The following is a 16,870-nucleotide window of genomic DNA, read 5'->3' on the forward strand; positions in this document are numbered from 1 at the left end:
TCTCGGCGGCTGTTACAGGACCCGCCTGGATTTCCAGTACGCGGATTGCCAATACGGGCTGTCCAGCGGCGAGATCATGACGCCACTGCTTTTCGAGGCATGTAGAAAGCGGTTTTGTTCCAGGTAGATTCCGACATGCCGTGTCTTGCCGTCGATCCTGAAAAATACCAGATCTCCGGTCGCCAGCTCCGACTGCTGGACCGGCTGGCCCACAGTCGCCTGCTGCCCGGTCGTGCGCGGCAGCGCCACGCCCAGCCGGGACCGGTAGGTGAGCTGGACGAAGCCGGAACAGTCGATGCCCTGACGGCTCTGGCCACCGATGCGATAAGGCGTTCCCCGCCACTCCTGATGTTGTCTGTAAAGCCGGTCCAGAAGCGTCTGATCAACGTCCGCGGCGCTGCTGGGTGAGGTTATCGGTGACGCGGGATCATGCCTGGTGACGGGCGCCACACCGCTGCAGGCTGTTAGCAGCATCAGCAGGGGAATCAAGGTCAATCGGCGCATCGGCTGTCCGTCGTTGTCTGTCTCCGCCGAACAGGTCTCCTGCCGCCGGGCTTGTCACTGTATCTTGAAATAATAGCAGTGATTGCCGTTGATCTGGCTCCGTTGTCGTCAGCGCTTACCAACTTGGGTCGCTGCAACAGGCAGTGGATCAATCAGCTGCGGCAGCATCATCTTCCGTGGCGACCGCTTTATCCACCCGCCCCTTGATCGCCCAGGCCCGTGCACGGAGTTTGATGGAGCCGTCACTGGTGGTGGGAAGACGCGCTTTCAACAGGTCACGCAGGGCCGCTTGATCCGCTTTCGGCTGTGACAACAGATAGGTTGGGGCGGTGCCCTGTCCGGCCAGGAAGGGCGCCCAAAACTGCTCAAAGTCCGGAAACTCCTGGGTAATTTCAAATGAGGTAACGGTAATGTCGGTAAGCCCGGCATCGCTGAACAGCTGCCGCAGTGCCGGCTTGTTGCAGTCGGCAAAGCGCTTGCCTTCATGCATCACATCGGCCATCAGATTGAGCTCGACCGCCGCCTCCCAGAAATGGTGCAGCATCTCCATGCTGCCGGCATAGTCCCAGACATAAGCGGCCACCGTGCCGCCGGTGCGGGTGACCCGTACCATCTCCTGCAGCGCCTCATCAGGGGCTGGCGGAATGTTCAGCAGCAGGCCGGAGACGGTGATATCCACCGCATTGTCATCCACCGGCAGCGCCATGGCGTTGCCGACCCGCAGCTGTATGCCCTGTCGCAGGCGCATCTGTGCACTCTTGATGAAGCTTTCCGACTGGTCCACGGCATACAGTGCAGCCGGTTTGTAATGGTTGAGGATAATGTCGCTCAACGGGCCGGTACCGCAGCCCACGTCCAGCCAGCGCAGTTCCGGTTCCGGGTCCAGCCATTCGAGGAACGGTTTGGCGACCATCCGGCTCCAGCGACCCATGTACAGCTCATAGGCATCGCCCGATTCCCAGGTTACTTTCATATCAGCCAGCTCCAGATTGATTCGATATTTGTTTCAAGTTTGTACCAATCCGTGGATTAATAAAAGGCATGAAATGATTGTGCGATGGCCGGACCGGAATGCGGATCATGCCGAATCGCCCTCCATGGTTGCCAGCTCTTTGGCGGTGGTGGAGATGCCCAGATCATGCAGTATGCTGAACAGGGCGGGTACCACCAGCAGTACCAGCAGAGTAGTGGTCATCAGTCCGAAGACGATACTGGTGGCCAGTGGCACCAGTACCTGGGCCTGCATGCTCTTTTCCAGCAGCAGCGGTATCAGCCCGGCAATGGTGGTGATGGAGGTGAGCAGTACCGCCCGGAAGCGGTCGCGGCTGGCCATCTTGGCCGCCTCCACGATATGGTGTCCCTCCCGCACCCGCAGCTTGAGAAACTCCACCAGCAGGATCGAGTCGTTGACCACGATGCCGGCCAGTGAGGTAAAACCGATAACACCGGGCATGGTGAAGCTGAGTCCCATCAACAGATGACCCCAGATCACGCCGATCAGCGCCAGTGGAATGATCGACATCACCACCAGGGGCTCCACGTAGCTGCGAAACTGGAAGCTGAGCAGGATGAAAATGCCCACCAGGCCGATTGCGAAGCTGCGCAGCATGGAGCCGCCGGTCTTGGCGGTGTCCTTGGATTCCCCTTCGATCAGGGCTTCAACCCCTGGATAACGATTGAGCAGATCGGGTATGAAGTTGGCCAGCGTGTGGTTGATGATCTCCCTGGCGTTGGTAACCCGGGTGTCGAGATCGCCGCTGACAGTAACGGTACGGGCCCCGTCGACCCGCAGAATGCGTGAAAAACCACGCGACGTCTCGATCTTTGCCACTGCGTTCAGGGGGACCGGATCGCCCGACGCGGTGACAATGTGAAATCCTTCCATATCGGTCAGGTTGGCGCGGTCATCTCCGGCCAGCCGCACGTCAATCTCGTAGGCCTCGGGGCCGACCTGGATCTCACTGGCAGTGGTGCCGTAGAAGGCGGCCCGCAGCTGGGTGGCGATGGTGGAGGCGTCCAGCCCCAGTGCCAGGGCCCCGTCCCGCAGGCGCAGTTGCAGTTCCGGTTTGCCGGGGCGCAGGTTGTCCGACAGGTCGAAAGTACCCCGATAGCTGGCGAGCCACCCCTGCAACTCCAGTGAAGCCTGCTTGAGCTGGTCGAGGTCGGGGCCGGTGAGGCGGATCTCCAGTGGAATACCGCCCGGACCGATGGTCGGCTCCTTGAAGTTCATCGCCACCAGGTCCGGGATCTCACCGGTGCGTTCACGCCACAGGTTGATATAGTCGTCCAGATGGCCGTTGCGCGCTTCGGCGGTGAGCAGGTCCACCGTCACCGTGGCCAGATGGGGGCCGCTTTCATTGGCATCCAGGTTGTGGTTGAAGCGGACCTGAACATTGCGCACCAGCGGCTGTTGATCGGGCTGCAGGGGAGTGAAATGATCATCCACCGCCCGAATGGCATCGGTCACCTGACGGACCACTGCCTCGGTCCGTGACAGCGGGGTGCCCTGGGGCAGCAGGATGCGCGCCTCGATGATGTCGCCTTCGATATCAGGGAAGGATTGGAATTTGAGCTTGCCGCCCACCAGCATGCCGATACTGAGCAGGAACAGGGCGATGATGATACCGATAAACCAGTAGCGCTGATGGATGGCCCAGTCCACCAGATGGCCCACCGTGTGGTCGCGGAAGTGGATCAGGCGACTGTCGAATGCCTGACGGAAGCGGCTCGCCTCCTGCTCATGGTGTTTGAGCGCATGGGCCAGGTGGTGGGGCAGAATCAGGAACGCTTCGGCCAGGCTGACCATCAGCACCAGCAGCAGCACCATGGGGATAAACTGCAACACCTTGCCCATGTGGCCGGAGAGGAAGGCCAGCGGGCCGAACACTGAAACGGTGGTGAGAAACGAGGCGATGACGCCCGGTGAGACCTGGCGGGTACCCTCGATGGCCGCCTGCATGGCGCTCTTGCCCCGGCGCAATTGGGTCGCGATGTTCTCGGCGATGACGATGGCGTCATCCATCAGCAGGCCGATGGCGATCAGTAACGCCACCATGGTGATCATGTTGATGGTCAGGCCGAGGACACTCATGAAAAACAGGGCGCCCAGGAAGGAGACGGGCAGGCCCATGGCGACCCAGAAGGCGAAGCGTCCCTGAAAGAACAGCCACATCACCAGGAATACCAGCACCAGTCCCTGGCCACCATTTTTCAGCAGCAGGCTGAGGCGGTCCTTGACGATGGAGGAGCGGTCCTGGGTGATATGAAATTGCACACCCTGCGGGGCGCCGGGACGCAGGTCCAGTTCCAGGAAACGGCTCACCGCATCCATCACCCTGATGGTGTCCTGCTGCTTGGTTTTGATCACCTGGAGCAGGGCGGCGCGTTGGCCATTGAACAGCACCTTCTCTTCGTCCAGCTCAAAGCGATCGCTGATGGCGGCGATGTCACCCAGCCGGATCTCGGCACCCGAGTTGGCGCTTACTATGGTCAGATCGGCCAGCTCCTGGGGGTTGCGCCGCAGATCCGTGAAGCGGATCAGCAGGTCGCGATCAGCCGTTTCCAGGGAGCCGGAGGGCAGGTCGATACCCTGACGCCGGACACTGTTGGCCACATCCGACATGCTGATGCCGTATTGCAACAGTGCCCTGGCCGGCACCTCAATACGCAGCTGGTGGTCGGAAAAGCCGTTGATTTCGACCTGCGAGATCTCTGGCAGGCGCTGCATGCGTTCCTTGATCTGTTCCGCATAGGCCTTCAGGTCACTGCTGGACATGGGGCCGGTAATGGCGATGGCCACTACGTTATCGGTGCGCCCAAGTTCCTTGATCACCGGCAGCTCGGTCTCTTCGGGGAAGTTGCTGATGGCGTCGACCTCACTCTTGATGTCGTCCATGAAGCGGGCAAGATCACCCCCTTCCACCATCTCCGCGACCGCTATGGCGACCCCCTCCCGTGCCTCGCAGCTAAGCTCCTCCACTTCGCTGACGCCGTCGACGGCATCCTCCAGGCGCTGGCAGATCGCCTCTTCCACATCTTCTGCGCTGGCCCCGGGGTAGGCGACGGTAATCTGTAGTTGCTGCGCGGCGAAATCGGGAAAGGTCTCCCGTTGCAGGCCGGGCAGGGTGGAGAGTCCGAGTACGGCCAGGAACAGCATCAGCAGATTACCGGCCGTGGGGTGACGGGCGAAGAAGGTGATCATGGCGTCATCTCTCCACGCGCCGAACGTACCAGTTGCTGTTCAGTCGCCTGGTCCTGAACCGGGTTGAGCAGCATGCCCTGAATGGCGGGAACCAGGTCGGAGATCACTACCCGCTCCGCCGGTTTGAGTCCGGATTCAATGGTGGCGAAGCCGGGCTGCAGCATGCCGACTTTTACTTCTCGGATATCCAGGCGCTGCTGTTCATCCACCACGTAGAGCCGGTCGGCATGCAGGGCGGAGCGCGGCACCACCAGGCTGTCGGGGCGGGGCTTGCCGGCCAGCGTGACCTGGACAAACAGCCCCTTTACCAGTGGCGGGCGACTGCCGGGCAGTACATTGGCATAGGGCTTGTCCACCTCGACAATGACGCCGACGGTGCGGGTCTTGGGATCCAGGGTATCGCTCAGTCTGGCAAGGCGGGCCTGCCAGGAGGCGCTTAGCCCCGTCTCCTGCAGCGTGGCGGTGGCGCTCAGCCCGATCTGCTGCATCGCCTCGGCGGGATTCAGGTTAAGTACGTCGATGGCGCGGCTGGCGTGCATCAGGTGGCTCATCTGGTTGATGGGGATCTGGATCTCGATCTCGGCCTTGTCTAGGTCGTCGGCGGCAACCAGCATCTCGCCTTCCCGGACATACTGGCCCTGCTCCGCGTTGACCTCGGCGATCCGGCTGGTGAAGGGGAGGCGGATTTCGGTGTTGGCCAGACTTCTGCGCGCCGTGGCCAGGCTGGCCCTGTGGCGTTCCAGTTGCGCCTCCAGCAGCGCCTTCTGGCTGGGGAACAGATTCAACGTGTTGATCTGTGTCTGGACGCTCTGTTGCTGGGCCAACAGGCTGCGCTCCTGGCTCTCCAGGTCGGAGCGGCTGATGCCGCCCTTGCCGACCAGTTGGCGCTTGCGCTCCAGCTCTTTACGGTTCAACGCCAGGGCGGCCTGTTCAATCTTCAGTGAGGCCTCGGTATTGGTCGCCTTGGCATCCAGTTCGTCAAGCTGGGCCCGGGTGGCCTGGATGTCCGCCTCGGCCTGGGCGATGGCGAGTTCATAGTCGGTCGGATCGATACGCAGAATCAGGCTGCCGGCGTCCAGAATGGCCCCTTTTTGCAGAGCCGGATGTTTCTCGACGATTTTACCCTTGACCTGGGCTACCGCCTCCCAGGTCCGGCTGGGTCTGACGGTGCCGTGGCCCTTGGCGGTCGGTATAACGGTGATGCGGGGGGCGCTGATCACGCGGACCAGTCGCGCCTGTTCCAGCCGCGCTTCCTGCACCGGTGGATTACTGCTCTTCTTCAGTGCCATCAGGGCGGCGATGCCGGCAATGACTGGGATCAGAATGACCCATTTTCTGCTGATGGGCATGATGTTAAAACTCCGGGGGGTAGACAGTTTTTGTTGAGCGATTTTATGACGGGCAACTTCAGGGTATTTCCAGATAGTCTAGAGTGATAATAGAAGTTGCGTTGATTCTACTCGATGCGAAAGATCAAGCCAGATGGTTTTTAGTCGATTCGAGTAAAAAGAGCAGAAATGATTGATATTTGTCATCGCTGCGGGTTGTAAAAAGTCACATATCTAAGTGCCTCTTCGGTAGAGAAAAAACGCTTGGGGAAAGCGTACCGCCATCTGCTGAATTCAGTTGACCCTGCAGCGGGTTTAGGCTTTAGAGTCAACCTTGTATTCACTTGAAATATAGAGTGATGAAAGGAGATTTATGGATGATGTATTGACCATAGGGCAGCTTGCTCAGCGGGCAGGTATAGGCGTTTCAGCGATACGCTTTTATGAGCAAAAGGGGCTGATAGACGGGCCGCCCCGAAACAAATCCGGTTACCGTCTCTACTCCCAGAAGATGGTAGAACGGGTACGTTTCATAAAGAATTGCCGGGATCTGGGGTTTCCGCTACGCAGTGTGGCAGAATTGCTGAAACTCTGTTATCCGGATAACAACGAGATCGAGTGCCCGGTCGTACAGGATCGAATCCAGAAACAACACGAACTGGTATTAAAACAGTTTGAGGAGTTAAACCGGCAGCGGGCAAAGCTCGAACGACTGCTGGATGCCTGCCCCAACGGGAATAACGGACAGGGGTGTGACTTCATCCAGATCATGCTCGACTAAACGAGAGACTCTCTTCGGGATGGATGTGAGGCCAGGGAGTGTCGGCTTCTTCCCGGGATAGGGACAGTCAGGGGACGCTAGGTACATGGAACCAGAGGCTCAATACTCCTTATCCCGGCCATGGCCCGGGTTGCTTGCCCTGAGTCACGGACGCGGATTTGTCCCGGTGGTGATACTGCTTCTGTCTGGTCTTGCGTATTACCTGCTGGGATTGGTCGGATTGCACTTCAGCCATGAGTTCCAGGGATTTTCAGCCGTCTGGATTCCATCAGGGGCGGCTTTTTTCATGGTGCTGTTGGGTGGTTACCGCTGGGCGGTCGCCCCCCTGATCGGCATGTCTCTGGTGGCGACTCATCTACAACTCCCGTTGGCCATGGGTGCCGGGGCGACGCTGGGTGCCACTCTCGAGGCGCTGTTGCCGGTCCTGTTGCTGCGCGCGCTGGGCTTCGATCCGAGGCTGGAGCGAATTCGTGATGTGATGCTGTTTATCGCTATGGCGGTGGTGCTGGGGCCGGTATTTACCGCCACCCTGGGTACCCTTGGGCTCAGCTACTCCGGTATGACCCTCCCGGCCGGGCTGGCGGATATCTGGCTGCTCTGGTGGCTGGGCAACAGCGTGGGATGCCTGGTTATTGCCGGTGTGCTGCTGGTCCTGGCCACATCTGTTGAGAGTACGGCGACACCCAGGTGCCGCCTGTTTCTGTTGTCGCTACTGGGCGGGGTGGCGCTGACCAGCATGCTGAGTGTCATGCAGCTGTCAGTGGGCCAACCGACGCTGCTGCTGTTTGCCCTGGTTCCATTGATCGTCTTTGCCGCCACCTACTGTGGCCGCCAGGGCGCCACGCTGCTCGCGTTCGGTGCCACCGTGGCTTCGCTGATGACCAGGCATTACGTTCCACCGGATGTCTATGCCTCCCACATGGTGGGGCTGTTCAGCCTTGATGTGGCGTTGATCTGGGTGGCGTCCTTTACCGGTCTGGTGGTGGCCTCGGCCTATTCCGAGCATGGCGTGAGTGCCATGTATGCCCGTCTGGCGGAGCGTGATGGCCTGACCAGCCTGATAAATCGGGCAACCTTTGAGCAACGGCTGACACGTGCTATCGATAGCGCCCGACGGGACGGCAGAACCCAGGTGCATGCCCTGATGTTTATCGATCTGGACGATTTCAAGCAGATCAACGACCGGTTTGGCCATGCGGTAGGCGATCGGGTGCTGCGCCGGATCGCCCGGTTACTCATGTCCCAGGTACGCGGCCGGGACACGGTTGCCCGGCTCGGGGGAGACGAGTTTGTGATTCTGCTGGAGAATTGTACGGCTGGGGGTGCCCGCCAGATGGCGGAACGGATCGCTGTCGGTGTCAGGGGGGTCGTGGTCGCTGCCGGGGAAGGGGTCTGCCAGGTGACCTCCAGCATTGGCGTGGTGCCGATCGGTGCCGGGACCGGCTCCATGGAGGAGGTCCTGGCGGCGGCGGACAGTGCGCACTACCGGGCCAAGGACGGTGGAAAAAACCGGGTGCATGACCTCACCATGGAAGCGTTGCCGGATGAAGGCTGAAGAGTAGCGCCAGTCCCGGGTTGATCAGGACTCCTCGACCGGCTCCGAATAGGAGCACTCCTTCTGTGGGCAGACCTTCTCGGTGCCCTTTCGCTTGGTGGTCTTGATGGTGAGAACCGGCCAGCCACAACTGGGGCAGGGTTCCGCGATCGGCTCATTCTAGGTGGCGTAATCACACTCCGGGTAGGTGGAGCAGGAGTAAAATATCTTGCCGCGGCGTGATTTGCGCTTCATCAGCGTGCCCTTGCCGCATTTGGGGCAGTCGACGCCGGTATCCTCGGGTTTTTCCAGCGGTTCGATGTGCCGGCAGCTGGGGTAGTTGCTGCAACCGATAAACTTGCCGTATTTACCCCGCTTGATCACCAGATCGGACTGACACTCGGGACACTTTCTCCCCTCGACGATGGTCGGCTCCTCCTGCTCCTTCTTGTCACCATTCAGGTCGCGGGTGTAGTCGCATTCGGGATAGTTGGTGCAACCGATAAAGCGGCCGTGACGCCCCAGCCGGATGGAGAGCGGCTTGCCGCAAGTGGGGCACGCCTCTTCCAGCGCCTCATGGGTTACGTCACTGCGTTTGACATTCTCCTGGGTGTGGTCGATGCGCTCCTTGAACGGTGCCCAGAACTGACGCAGCAGCGGTATCCACTCCTGTTCGCCGCGCGAAATGGCGTCCAGTTCATCCTCCAGCCGGGCGGTAAAATCATAGTCCACATAACGGGTGAAATACTGGGTCAGAAACTTGTTGACCACCCGACCCACGTCGGTGGGATGGAAGCGCTTCTTCTCCAGCTGCACATATTCGCGGTCCTGCAGGGTGGAGATGATCGAGGCGTAAGTGGAGGGGCGGCCGATGCCGTGTTCCTCCAGCGCCTTGACCAGGCTCGCCTCGCCGTAACGGGGCGGTGGTTCGGTAAAGTGCTGTTCCGGGCGGATCTTATTCAGGGTGATCTGTTCGCCTTCCTTGAGGGGCGGCAGCAGCTTTTCGTCGCCGTCTCCCTTCTTGGCGTCATCGACGCTCTCCATGTAGACCGCCATGAATCCCGGGTTGGCCACGGTCGAACCGTTGGCGCGGAAGTTGTTGCCCTCGCCACAGGAGAGATCCGCCGATACGGTGTCGATGGTGGCGTGGATCATCTGGCAGGCGACGGTGCGCTTCCAGATCAGTTCATAAAGCCGGTGCTGGTCCTTGGTCAGGTGATTGAGCAACGTTTCAGGCGTGCGCTGTACCGAGGTGGTGCGTATCGCTTCGTGCGCCTCCTGGGCGTTTTTCGACTTGGTCTTGAAACTGCGCGGCTGCTTGGGCAGTTGATCGGCCCCATACTGGCCGATGATGAATTCGCGCAACTCGGCGATGGCGTCATCGGACAGGTTGACCGAATCGGTACGCATGTAGGTGATGAGGCCGGTGGCGCCGCTTCCGGTGTCGATGCCCTCATACAGCTGCTGCGCGGTACGCATGGTGCGCTGCGCGGTGAAACCGAGCTTGCGGGCCGCCTCCTGCTGCAGGGTTGAGGTGGTAAAGGGGGCCGCCGGATTGCGTTTGCGCTGTTTCTTCTGGACCTTTTCAACCGTTAGCTTGCCGCCGGCTGCCGTCAGCAACTGCTGTTCCGCCGCTGCCGCCGCATCCCCGTTGTTGATATCGAACTGATCCAGCTTGGCGCCCTGGTAATGGGTCAGTTTGGCGCTGAACGGCTGCTCCTGCTTGGTCAGGTCCGCCTCGATGGTCCAGTACTCCCGGGCGACGAAGGCCTCGATCTCCTCCTCTCGCTCGACAATCATGCGCAGGGCCGGGCTCTGCACGCGTCCGGCCGAGAGTCCACGGCGAATCTTCTTCCACAGCAGCGGTGACAGATTGAAGCCCACCAGGTAATCCAGGGCGCGCCGAGCCTGCTGGGCATTGACCAGATCCATGGACAGGTCGCGGGGTTTGGCCACCGCCTCCTGCAGCGCTTTCTGGGTGATCTCATTGAAGACCACACGCTGCACTTCCTTGTCCTTCAGCAACTTGCGGTTTTTCAGCAATTCATAGAGATGCCAGGAGATCGCCTCGCCTTCGCGGTCCGGGTCAGTCGCCAGCAGCAGAGCGTCCGACTTCTTCAGTGCCTTGGCGATGGCCTGTACATGCCGGTCGTTGCGTTCGATGACCTGGTATTTCATGCTGAAATCGTTGGCGGGGTCCACCGCGCCCTCTTTCGGCACCAGATCCCGGACATGGCCATAGGAGGCCAGCACCTCGTACTCCGGGCCCAGGTACTTCTTGATGGTTTTACACTTGGCGGGTGATTCTACAATTACCAGCTTCATCGGATCGGTTCAGTTGTCCATTATGTTGTCAGCTAAATTAAACAATGCAGGCAGATGATGGTCTGTCCGCAATCGTTATTAACCGGTACAAAAATATTGTTGTTTCGATAGGAGCCCGGCAGGCCCTGACTCCTGGTTTGGGTGATCAGTGCAGATAGGCAGGAATATCGTTGTACACTAACTCTTCCATCTGCGCAAAGGCGCTCTCCTGGCCTGGCTGGTTGATCAGCACCATCAGTACGACCCATTTGATCTCGTCAACCCCGATGGTATGGGTGCCCAGGGCGATGGCCCGGTCGATCACCAGTTCACGACCGGTCGAGTCAAGAATGCCGTTCTGTTCCAGAAACATCAGCAGTCCGCGCGAATCGGTATCGATGCGGCGTTGCTCTTCGGGGGTGTAGATGCGCATGGCCCCCTGGGGCTGATGGTGGAAATTTTCCGGTGCCTGCCGCTCGGCAAGCTCATCCATCCACTGGAAGGCCTTGTTGACCTCCTGTTCCGGGAAACCGGCCTGGATCAGTTCATCATGGATCTGCCCCTGGTCAGAAATAGAGTCCTGATCGCTGTCCATGTAGTTCTCATAGAGGTAGATCAGGATATCGACTACGTTTTCGTTCATGCTGCGTCCTTCATTGGGGGCCTGTTGGTCAAGCCAGACGGCTCCTGGCAATGTCGATAAATGCCGGTAAAAACCGGGAAAAACTGCAAACTATAGTGGTTCAGTGCCCATCTTTCCGGTTCGACAATAACGTCCGCCGGGCGCAGCTGAGACAAAACCTTCAAGCTCAAGTAACAGAAGCATGGAGGAAACCGCGTCCGCGGTCAATCCGCTGCGCTGAATCAGCAGATCTACCGGTGTCGGATCAAAATCCAGGGCGGCCATCAGCAATTGGTACTCCCCGTCCCATCGTCTCGGCGTGGACTCCACCTCGGCGGCGGGCTTCTCAAGGGGCTCTTTCAGGAGGGTGCCGAGCAGCGGGCTTAGCTCCTCCAGGATGTCTTCTGCTGTCTCCACCAGCTTGGCACCCTGGCGGATCAACGCATGACAGCCCCGGGCCAGGGGGTTGTGGATGGAACCGGGTACGGCAAATACCTCGCGCCCCTGTTCCGTAGCCAGCCGGGCGGTAATCAGGGAACCGCTCTTCTGCGCCGCCTCCACCACCAGGGTGCCGACACTGAGGCCGCTGATGATGCGGTTGCGGCGGGGGAAGTTGGCCGGGAGCGGGGGTGTGCCAGGGGGGAGTTCGGAGATCAACGCGCCCTGTTCGGCAATCCGGTGGGCGAGATCGCGATGGCGGGCGGGATAGACCCGGTCAAGACCGGTGCCGGTAACCGCCAGTGTGGGGGTCATGGTCTCCAGGGCGCCGCGATGCGCAGCGCCATCGATACCGGCAGCCAGTCCACTGGTGATGGCCAATCCGGCATTGGCCAGAAAACGGGCAAAATCCAGCGCGGTTTGCTGCCCGCTCGGCGTGGGGTTTCGCGAGCCGACAATGGCCAGTTGCGCCATTTCCAGGGTCGCTGCGTTACCTTGTACAAACAGCAGGGGTGGTGGGTCCGCTATCTCCCTGAGCAGTGGGGGGTAGCGCGCATCACGCAGCGTGAGGAGTGTTCGGTTGTCGCCCTCCAGCCAGCGCAGATCCTGTTCCACCTGATCCCAGTCGGGGCCACGCAACCAGGCGATGCTCTCCTTCCGGAGTCCGCTATGTGCCGGGTGTTGGGCGCCGAACAGGGGACGCGGGTCGCCCCCGCTAAAGCCCAGCAGCCGGTTGATGCCTCGGCTGCCAAGCCCCGGGGTGTGCAGTAGTGCCAGCCAGTAGCGGAGGTCGGCCGTCTGATGTTCGCAGCCTCCTTCCCTGGTCTGCCGAGTGGTTTCGTCACTCCTCTCCTGAATGGACATCGGGTCGCGGCTTTCCTCCGTCAGCGGCTATGGATTGCGTACCCGGTCAAGCACATGAATGGCACGTGAGGCCTTCATGACCAGGGCGAAGCTGACGCGGTCGAAGGTGCGGAAAACCATCAGGGTGCCGGCCGGTTCGTCCGGCAGCGTAACGGTATCGCCGCGGGTCTTGGAGACGATATCCCGGATGGTCTCACCACGGTGGTCAATAGTCAGTACATTGCCGGCTTCAAGGCCGTCGCCGGCGCCACGGTCCAACACTACCACGTTAAACTGGCCGATCTGGCTGACGCCGTTAAGCACCCCGATGATGCTGCCTTTGACATCCTGCTTCGGTGCCGCGGGGAAGAAGGTGTTCAACGGAGTGTCTTCCGACACCGGCAGCAGCCGGTCGCCCTTGACAGTCTCCAGCTCCATGTCGTTGAGCATCAGGGTTGCCGGGTCGCCGGGCTGCAGCAACTCGCTGCTGCTGATGTAGAGTGCCTCGTAGCCGAGAATTTCACCGGTCTCCGCATCCTTATACGCATCTCCCGGCCGAACCACATCGAATTTTCTGTTGTCAGTTGTATCGATGGACCGGACGTAGGCCTTGATGTCATTGCTGCCGAGGATATGCTCATCGGCGAAGGCGACCACATAGGGGGCGCTGTCCAGTTCCTCCTGCTCCATGACATAGGGGCGGGTCAGGAACTGGTGAATGGCATCAATTGGAATGGCGGGGATGGCTCCGTCCAGCGGTGTGGAACGAACCTGGGGTGACAGATGCACCATGGAGCCGCGCTGCAGGCTGAGGCGCGGCTGGCCGTTTACATAGGTCATTGTGATAATATCGCCCGGGTAGATCAGGTGCGGGTTGGCGATCTGTGGATTGACATGCCAGACGTCGGGCCAGAGCCAGGGATCCCGGAGGAATCGTCCGGCGATATCCCATAGGGTGTCCCCCTTGACCACTACATAGTGATCGGGATGGTTGGGATTGACGGCGACCGTATCGGCAGCCAGTGCGCCCCATGAGATGAGCAGGCCGAATACCAGGCAGGCGAGCTTGTTGCTAGACGTAAACATGGCGATCCCTTTGCGTTGACTGTTTGTTCCAGTGACCAGGAAATCGGGCCGGATGGATGGGCCAGAATCCTGTATCATCATAATGTTAGAGAATTATTCTATCTTTGTACTATAGATTGACGGAAAACCCAATGGCAATTCTGAACATACTTCATTTTCCTGACCCAAGATTGCGTAATAAAGCACAGGTTGTGAAATCTTTTGACGATGATTTGCGCAAACTGGCCGCTGATATGCTGGAAACCATGTATCAGGCACCCGGTATCGGGCTGGCGTCAATTCAGGTGAATGATCCCCGCCGGCTGGTTGTGATCGATGTCTCGGAGAACCACGATGATCCGCTCTGCCTGGTCAATCCGGAGATCCTGGAGAAGCACGGTGAGCACAAAATGGACGAGGGGTGCCTGTCGGTGCCCGGGGTCTATGAGCCGGTCGTGCGGGCGACCGATATCAAGGTGCGGGCGCAAAACCTTGATGGAGAAATTATTGAATTTGAGGCGGATGACCTGCTGGCGGTCTGTATCCAGCATGAGCTGGATCACCTGGATGGCAAGCTGTTTATCGATAACCTGTCCAGTCTGAAGCGGCAACGCATCCGCAAGAAACTGGAGAAAGAGGACCGGCAGGCGCAGCAGGATGCCGTCGGCCAGGCGCTTTGAGTAGCGCTATAACGGTCTACGGACAGCTCCTGATTCCCAATCGGAATGGCCCGTGTGGCCGCGAGAACAACCAATAATGAGTAGTCAGCTGAAGATTATTTTTGCCGGAACCCCGGAGTTTTCGGTCGCCCCGTTACGTGAACTGATCCGTTCCCCGCACCAGTTGGTGGCCGTCTACACCCAGCCCGACCGGCCGGCCGGACGCGGCCGAAAGCTGACAGCCAGTCCGGTCAAGCGGTTGGCCCTGGATCATGCCATCCCGGTTTACCAGCCCAGGAACTTCCGCGAGGAAGCGGACCTGGCGGCACTGGAGGCGCTGCAGGCCGATCTGATGGTGGTGGTGGCGTACGGCCTGATCCTGCCCCAGCGGGTACTGGATGCCCCCCGGCTCGGCTGTATCAATATCCACGCCTCGTTGCTCCCGCGCTGGCGTGGGGCCGCGCCGATCCAGCGTGCGGTGCTGGCCGGTGATGAACGCAGTGGTATCACCATCATGCGGATGGAGGCCGGACTGGATACCGGGCCGATGCTGCTCAAACGGGAGATCGAAATCGGACCAGACGAGACCGCTGGCGCCCTGCATGACCGGCTCTCGGAGCTGGGTGCCGAGGCGCTGATGGCAGCGTTGCCGGGTATTATTGATGGCACACTGCAGGCCGAGCCACAGCAGGATGCGCTGGCCAACTACGCCCGCAAGCTGGAAAAGGCCGAGTCCACTCTGGACTGGCGCCGGGATGCGCTGGCGCTGGATCGTCAAGTGCGTGCCTTCAATCCCTGGCCGGTAGCGCAGACCTTGATGCAGGGAAAGGTGCTGCGTATTTGGGAGAGCGTACCCATTTCCGGATCGGCCGACGCACCACCCGGGACGGTCGTCGTGTGTGACCGTGCGGGTATTGATGTGGCCACCGGGGACGGGCTGTTGCGTATCCGCTCGCTGCAACTGCCGGGCAAGCGGGCCATGAGCGCCGCCGATTTTCTCAATGCCCATGACCCGCAAGGGATGGTGCTGGGTTGATCCGTTCAGCCCGGATTCCCCGATCCAGCCGCGAAGAACGCAAAGTGCGCAAAGCGATACAATGGCGTACCCCTGGTTCCGTGGCTTCCGGGATATGCGCAGGATTGACGGTCAAGTCACGGATTCAGGTTGCCTTCATTCCCGGTCTAACCCGGCAGGCGAAGGATCGGGAAAGTACAATTCGGTATTTTCCTTCGCGCTCTTTGCGTTCTTGGCGGTTAATATGAGGTTGTTAGGTTCATGAATGGCAGAACCCCAGACCCGGGCAATCCGCGGGTGGCGGCGGCACGACTGCTGCGCCAGTTGGCTGACGGCCGGTCGATATCCGACCTGCTGGAGCAGGGGCTGGATGCGGTCTCCCCACGGGACCGGGGGTTGGTGAAGGAGTTCTGTTTCGGGGTTGCCCGCTGGCGCCCGCGGCTGGAGCGGATTGCCGCTCAGCTGCTGAGTAAGCCGATCAAGCCGAAAGAGGGCGAAGTGCAGGCGCTGATCCTGCTCGGCCTGTATCAGTTGATCTATATGCGGGTGGCGCCCCACGCTGCGGTGGCCGAGACAGTGGAAGCGGCCCGGTTGTTGCGCAAGGCTTGGGCGGTGGGACTGGTCAATGCCCTTCTGCGTCGCTTCCAGCGGGAGCGCGAGACGCTGCTGACGCTGGCGGACGCCGATCCCCTGAGCCGCTATGCTGTGCCTGACTGGCTGTTCAGGCGCATCCGGACGGATTGGCCCGACCAGTGGGAAGCGATACTGCAGGCGGCAAACAGCCACCCCCCCATGAGCCTGCGGGTCAATCTGGCCACCAACAGCCGGGAGCAGTACCTGTCTCTGCTGGCGGCGTCGGGCATTGAGGCGGCGCCCATTCCCCATGTTCCTTCCGGTCTGGTACTCGGCACACCGATGGATGCGGAATCGCTGCCTGGATTTACCGAAGGCCGGGTCTCGATTCAGGATGGCGGGGCACAGCTGGCGGCGGTGTTGTTGGACCTGCAGGCCGGCCAGCAGGTGCTGGATGCCTGCGCCGCGCCGGGCGGCAAGTCAGGTCATATCATGGAAGCGGCCGCTGTGCGGCTCACGGCCATGGATCTCGATCAACGGCGACTTGAACGGGTGCGCCAGAATCTGCAGCGGTTGGGGGTGACGGCGGCGGTTGTACAGGGGGATGCGGCCAAGCCGCAAGGCGCCTGGGCCGACAGGCAATATGATCGCATCCTGCTGGATGTGCCCTGCTCGGCCACCGGCGTAATACGCCGGCATCCCGACATCAAACTGCTGCGCCGGGCACAGGATATCCCGGCCCTGGTGAAGATTCAGGGCGAAATTCTGCGTGCCGTCTGGCCGCTGTTGAAGCCGGGCGGCCTGTTGCTGTACGCCACCTGCTCACTGTTGTCGGATGAAAATGAGGTGCAGGTGCGGCGCTTTCTCGAACAGGCGCCGGATGCCCGGGAGCGGGTGATCATGGCCGACTGGGGACACTGCCGCCCCACCGGGCGGCAGACGCTCCCGGGCGAAGCGACCATGGACGGCTTTTACTATGCCTGTCTGGAGAAAATCTAGCCGC

The 16,870-nt window shown here is 60.5% G+C and carries 12 protein-coding genes and 1 pseudogene; 5 read left to right on the forward strand and 8 right to left on the reverse strand.

What is annotated here, in order from left to right:
- Window positions 1-12: 12 nt before the first annotated feature.
- The 4 genes from A3GO_RS0119795 to A3GO_RS0119810 form a co-directional block, all read right to left on the reverse strand.
- Window positions 13-504 carry an NlpC/P60 family protein gene (locus tag A3GO_RS0119795; RefSeq protein WP_029134870.1) on the reverse strand — a complete coding sequence of 164 codons (492 nt, stop codon included), beginning with the start codon at window positions 502-504 and terminating at the stop codon, window positions 13-15.
- A 148-nt stretch (window positions 505-652) separates the two neighbouring features.
- Entirely contained in the window at window positions 653-1,477 is an 825-nt protein-coding gene (locus tag A3GO_RS0119800) for a class I SAM-dependent methyltransferase (protein WP_029134871.1), read from the reverse strand.
- 105 nt (window positions 1,478-1,582) lie between these two features.
- Window positions 1,583-4,705 (reverse strand): efflux RND transporter permease subunit, encoded by a 3,123-nt coding sequence (locus A3GO_RS24745; protein ID WP_051302694.1) that lies wholly within the window; start codon window positions 4,703-4,705, stop codon window positions 1,583-1,585.
- Window positions 4,702-6,054 (reverse strand): efflux RND transporter periplasmic adaptor subunit, encoded by a 1,353-nt coding sequence (locus A3GO_RS0119810; RefSeq protein WP_029134872.1) that lies wholly within the window; start codon window positions 6,052-6,054, stop codon window positions 4,702-4,704. The genes A3GO_RS24745 and A3GO_RS0119810 overlap by 4 nt, the downstream gene beginning before the upstream one ends.
- 352 nt (window positions 6,055-6,406) lie before the next feature.
- Between A3GO_RS0119810 and A3GO_RS24750 the strand changes: the two genes are divergently transcribed.
- Window positions 6,407-6,814 (forward strand): MerR family transcriptional regulator, encoded by a 408-nt coding sequence (locus A3GO_RS24750; protein WP_051302696.1) that lies wholly within the window; start codon window positions 6,407-6,409, stop codon window positions 6,812-6,814.
- Between the two features lie 166 nt (window positions 6,815-6,980).
- On the forward strand, window positions 6,981-8,369 hold the full coding sequence (locus A3GO_RS0119820) for a GGDEF domain-containing protein (RefSeq protein WP_029134873.1): 1,389 nt from the start codon (window positions 6,981-6,983) through the stop codon (window positions 8,367-8,369).
- A 24-nt stretch (window positions 8,370-8,393) separates the two neighbouring features.
- Here A3GO_RS0119820 and topA read toward each other — a convergent pair.
- The 4 genes and pseudogenes from topA to A3GO_RS0119840 all read right to left on the reverse strand — a co-directional run bounded on the left by topA (window position 8,394) and on the right by A3GO_RS0119840 (window position 13,641).
- Window positions 8,394-10,673: pseudogene (gene topA / locus A3GO_RS24755) on the reverse strand (type I DNA topoisomerase).
- Window positions 10,674-10,818: 145 nt separating this feature from the next.
- Window positions 10,819-11,295 carry a Smg family protein gene (locus A3GO_RS0119830; protein ID WP_029134874.1) on the reverse strand — a complete coding sequence of 159 codons (477 nt, stop codon included), beginning with the start codon at window positions 11,293-11,295 and terminating at the stop codon, window positions 10,819-10,821.
- A 90-nt stretch (window positions 11,296-11,385) separates the two neighbouring features.
- Complete coding sequence (gene dprA, locus A3GO_RS0119835; RefSeq protein WP_084610281.1) at window positions 11,386-12,576, reverse strand: DNA-processing protein DprA; 1,191 nt, start codon at window positions 12,574-12,576, stop codon at window positions 11,386-11,388.
- 27 nt (window positions 12,577-12,603) lie between these two features.
- Entirely contained in the window at window positions 12,604-13,641 is a 1,038-nt protein-coding gene (locus A3GO_RS0119840) for a LysM peptidoglycan-binding domain-containing protein (protein WP_029134876.1), read from the reverse strand.
- A gap of 131 nt (window positions 13,642-13,772) precedes the next feature.
- Here A3GO_RS0119840 and def point away from each other — a divergent pair, with 131 nt between their 5' ends.
- The 3 genes from def to rsmB all read left to right on the forward strand — a co-directional run bounded on the left by def (window position 13,773) and on the right by rsmB (window position 16,866).
- The gene (def, locus tag A3GO_RS0119845) at window positions 13,773-14,300 is read left to right on the forward strand and encodes a peptide deformylase (RefSeq protein ID WP_029134877.1); all 528 of its coding nucleotides are present in this window, start codon (window positions 13,773-13,775) and stop codon (window positions 14,298-14,300) included.
- 76 nt (window positions 14,301-14,376) lie between these two features.
- Window positions 14,377-15,315, forward strand: coding sequence for a methionyl-tRNA formyltransferase (fmt, locus tag A3GO_RS0119850; RefSeq protein ID WP_037376140.1), 939 nt, complete (start codon window positions 14,377-14,379; stop codon window positions 15,313-15,315).
- Window positions 15,316-15,555: 240 nt separating this feature from the next.
- Window positions 15,556-16,866 (forward strand): 16S rRNA (cytosine(967)-C(5))-methyltransferase RsmB, encoded by a 1,311-nt coding sequence (rsmB, locus tag A3GO_RS0119855; RefSeq protein WP_029134879.1) that lies wholly within the window; start codon window positions 15,556-15,558, stop codon window positions 16,864-16,866.
- Window positions 16,867-16,870: the final 4 nt, after the last annotated feature.

The organism is Sedimenticola selenatireducens DSM 17993 (genome assembly GCF_000428045.1).
In the GTDB taxonomy this organism is placed as follows: Bacteria; Pseudomonadota; Gammaproteobacteria; order Chromatiales; family Chromatiaceae; genus Sedimenticola; species Sedimenticola selenatireducens.

Bases quoted from the DNA above. Each gene is read 5' to 3' on its own strand.
- A3GO_RS24745 (WP_051302694.1), bottom strand. From the start codon at position 4,705: ATGATCACCTTCTTCGCCCGTCACCCCACGGCCGGTAATCTGCTGATG.
- A3GO_RS0119840 (WP_029134876.1), bottom strand. From the start codon at position 13,641: ATGTTTACGTCTAGCAACAAGCTCGCCTGCCTGGTATTCGGCCTGCTC.
- rsmB (WP_029134879.1), top strand. From the start codon at position 15,556: ATGAATGGCAGAACCCCAGACCCGGGCAATCCGCGGGTGGCGGCGGCA.
- A3GO_RS0119795 (WP_029134870.1), bottom strand. From the start codon at position 504: ATGCGCCGATTGACCTTGATTCCCCTGCTGATGCTGCTAACAGCCTGC.
- A3GO_RS0119810 (WP_029134872.1), bottom strand. From the start codon at position 6,054: ATGCCCATCAGCAGAAAATGGGTCATTCTGATCCCAGTCATTGCCGGC.
- fmt (WP_037376140.1), top strand. From the start codon at position 14,377: ATGAGTAGTCAGCTGAAGATTATTTTTGCCGGAACCCCGGAGTTTTCG.
- dprA (WP_084610281.1), bottom strand. From the start codon at position 12,576: ATGTCCATTCAGGAGAGGAGTGACGAAACCACTCGGCAGACCAGGGAA.
- A3GO_RS0119830 (WP_029134874.1), bottom strand. From the start codon at position 11,295: ATGAACGAAAACGTAGTCGATATCCTGATCTACCTCTATGAGAACTAC.
- def (WP_029134877.1), top strand. From the start codon at position 13,773: ATGGCAATTCTGAACATACTTCATTTTCCTGACCCAAGATTGCGTAAT.
- A3GO_RS0119800 (WP_029134871.1), bottom strand. From the start codon at position 1,477: ATGAAAGTAACCTGGGAATCGGGCGATGCCTATGAGCTGTACATGGGT.
- A3GO_RS24750 (WP_051302696.1), top strand. From the start codon at position 6,407: ATGGATGATGTATTGACCATAGGGCAGCTTGCTCAGCGGGCAGGTATA.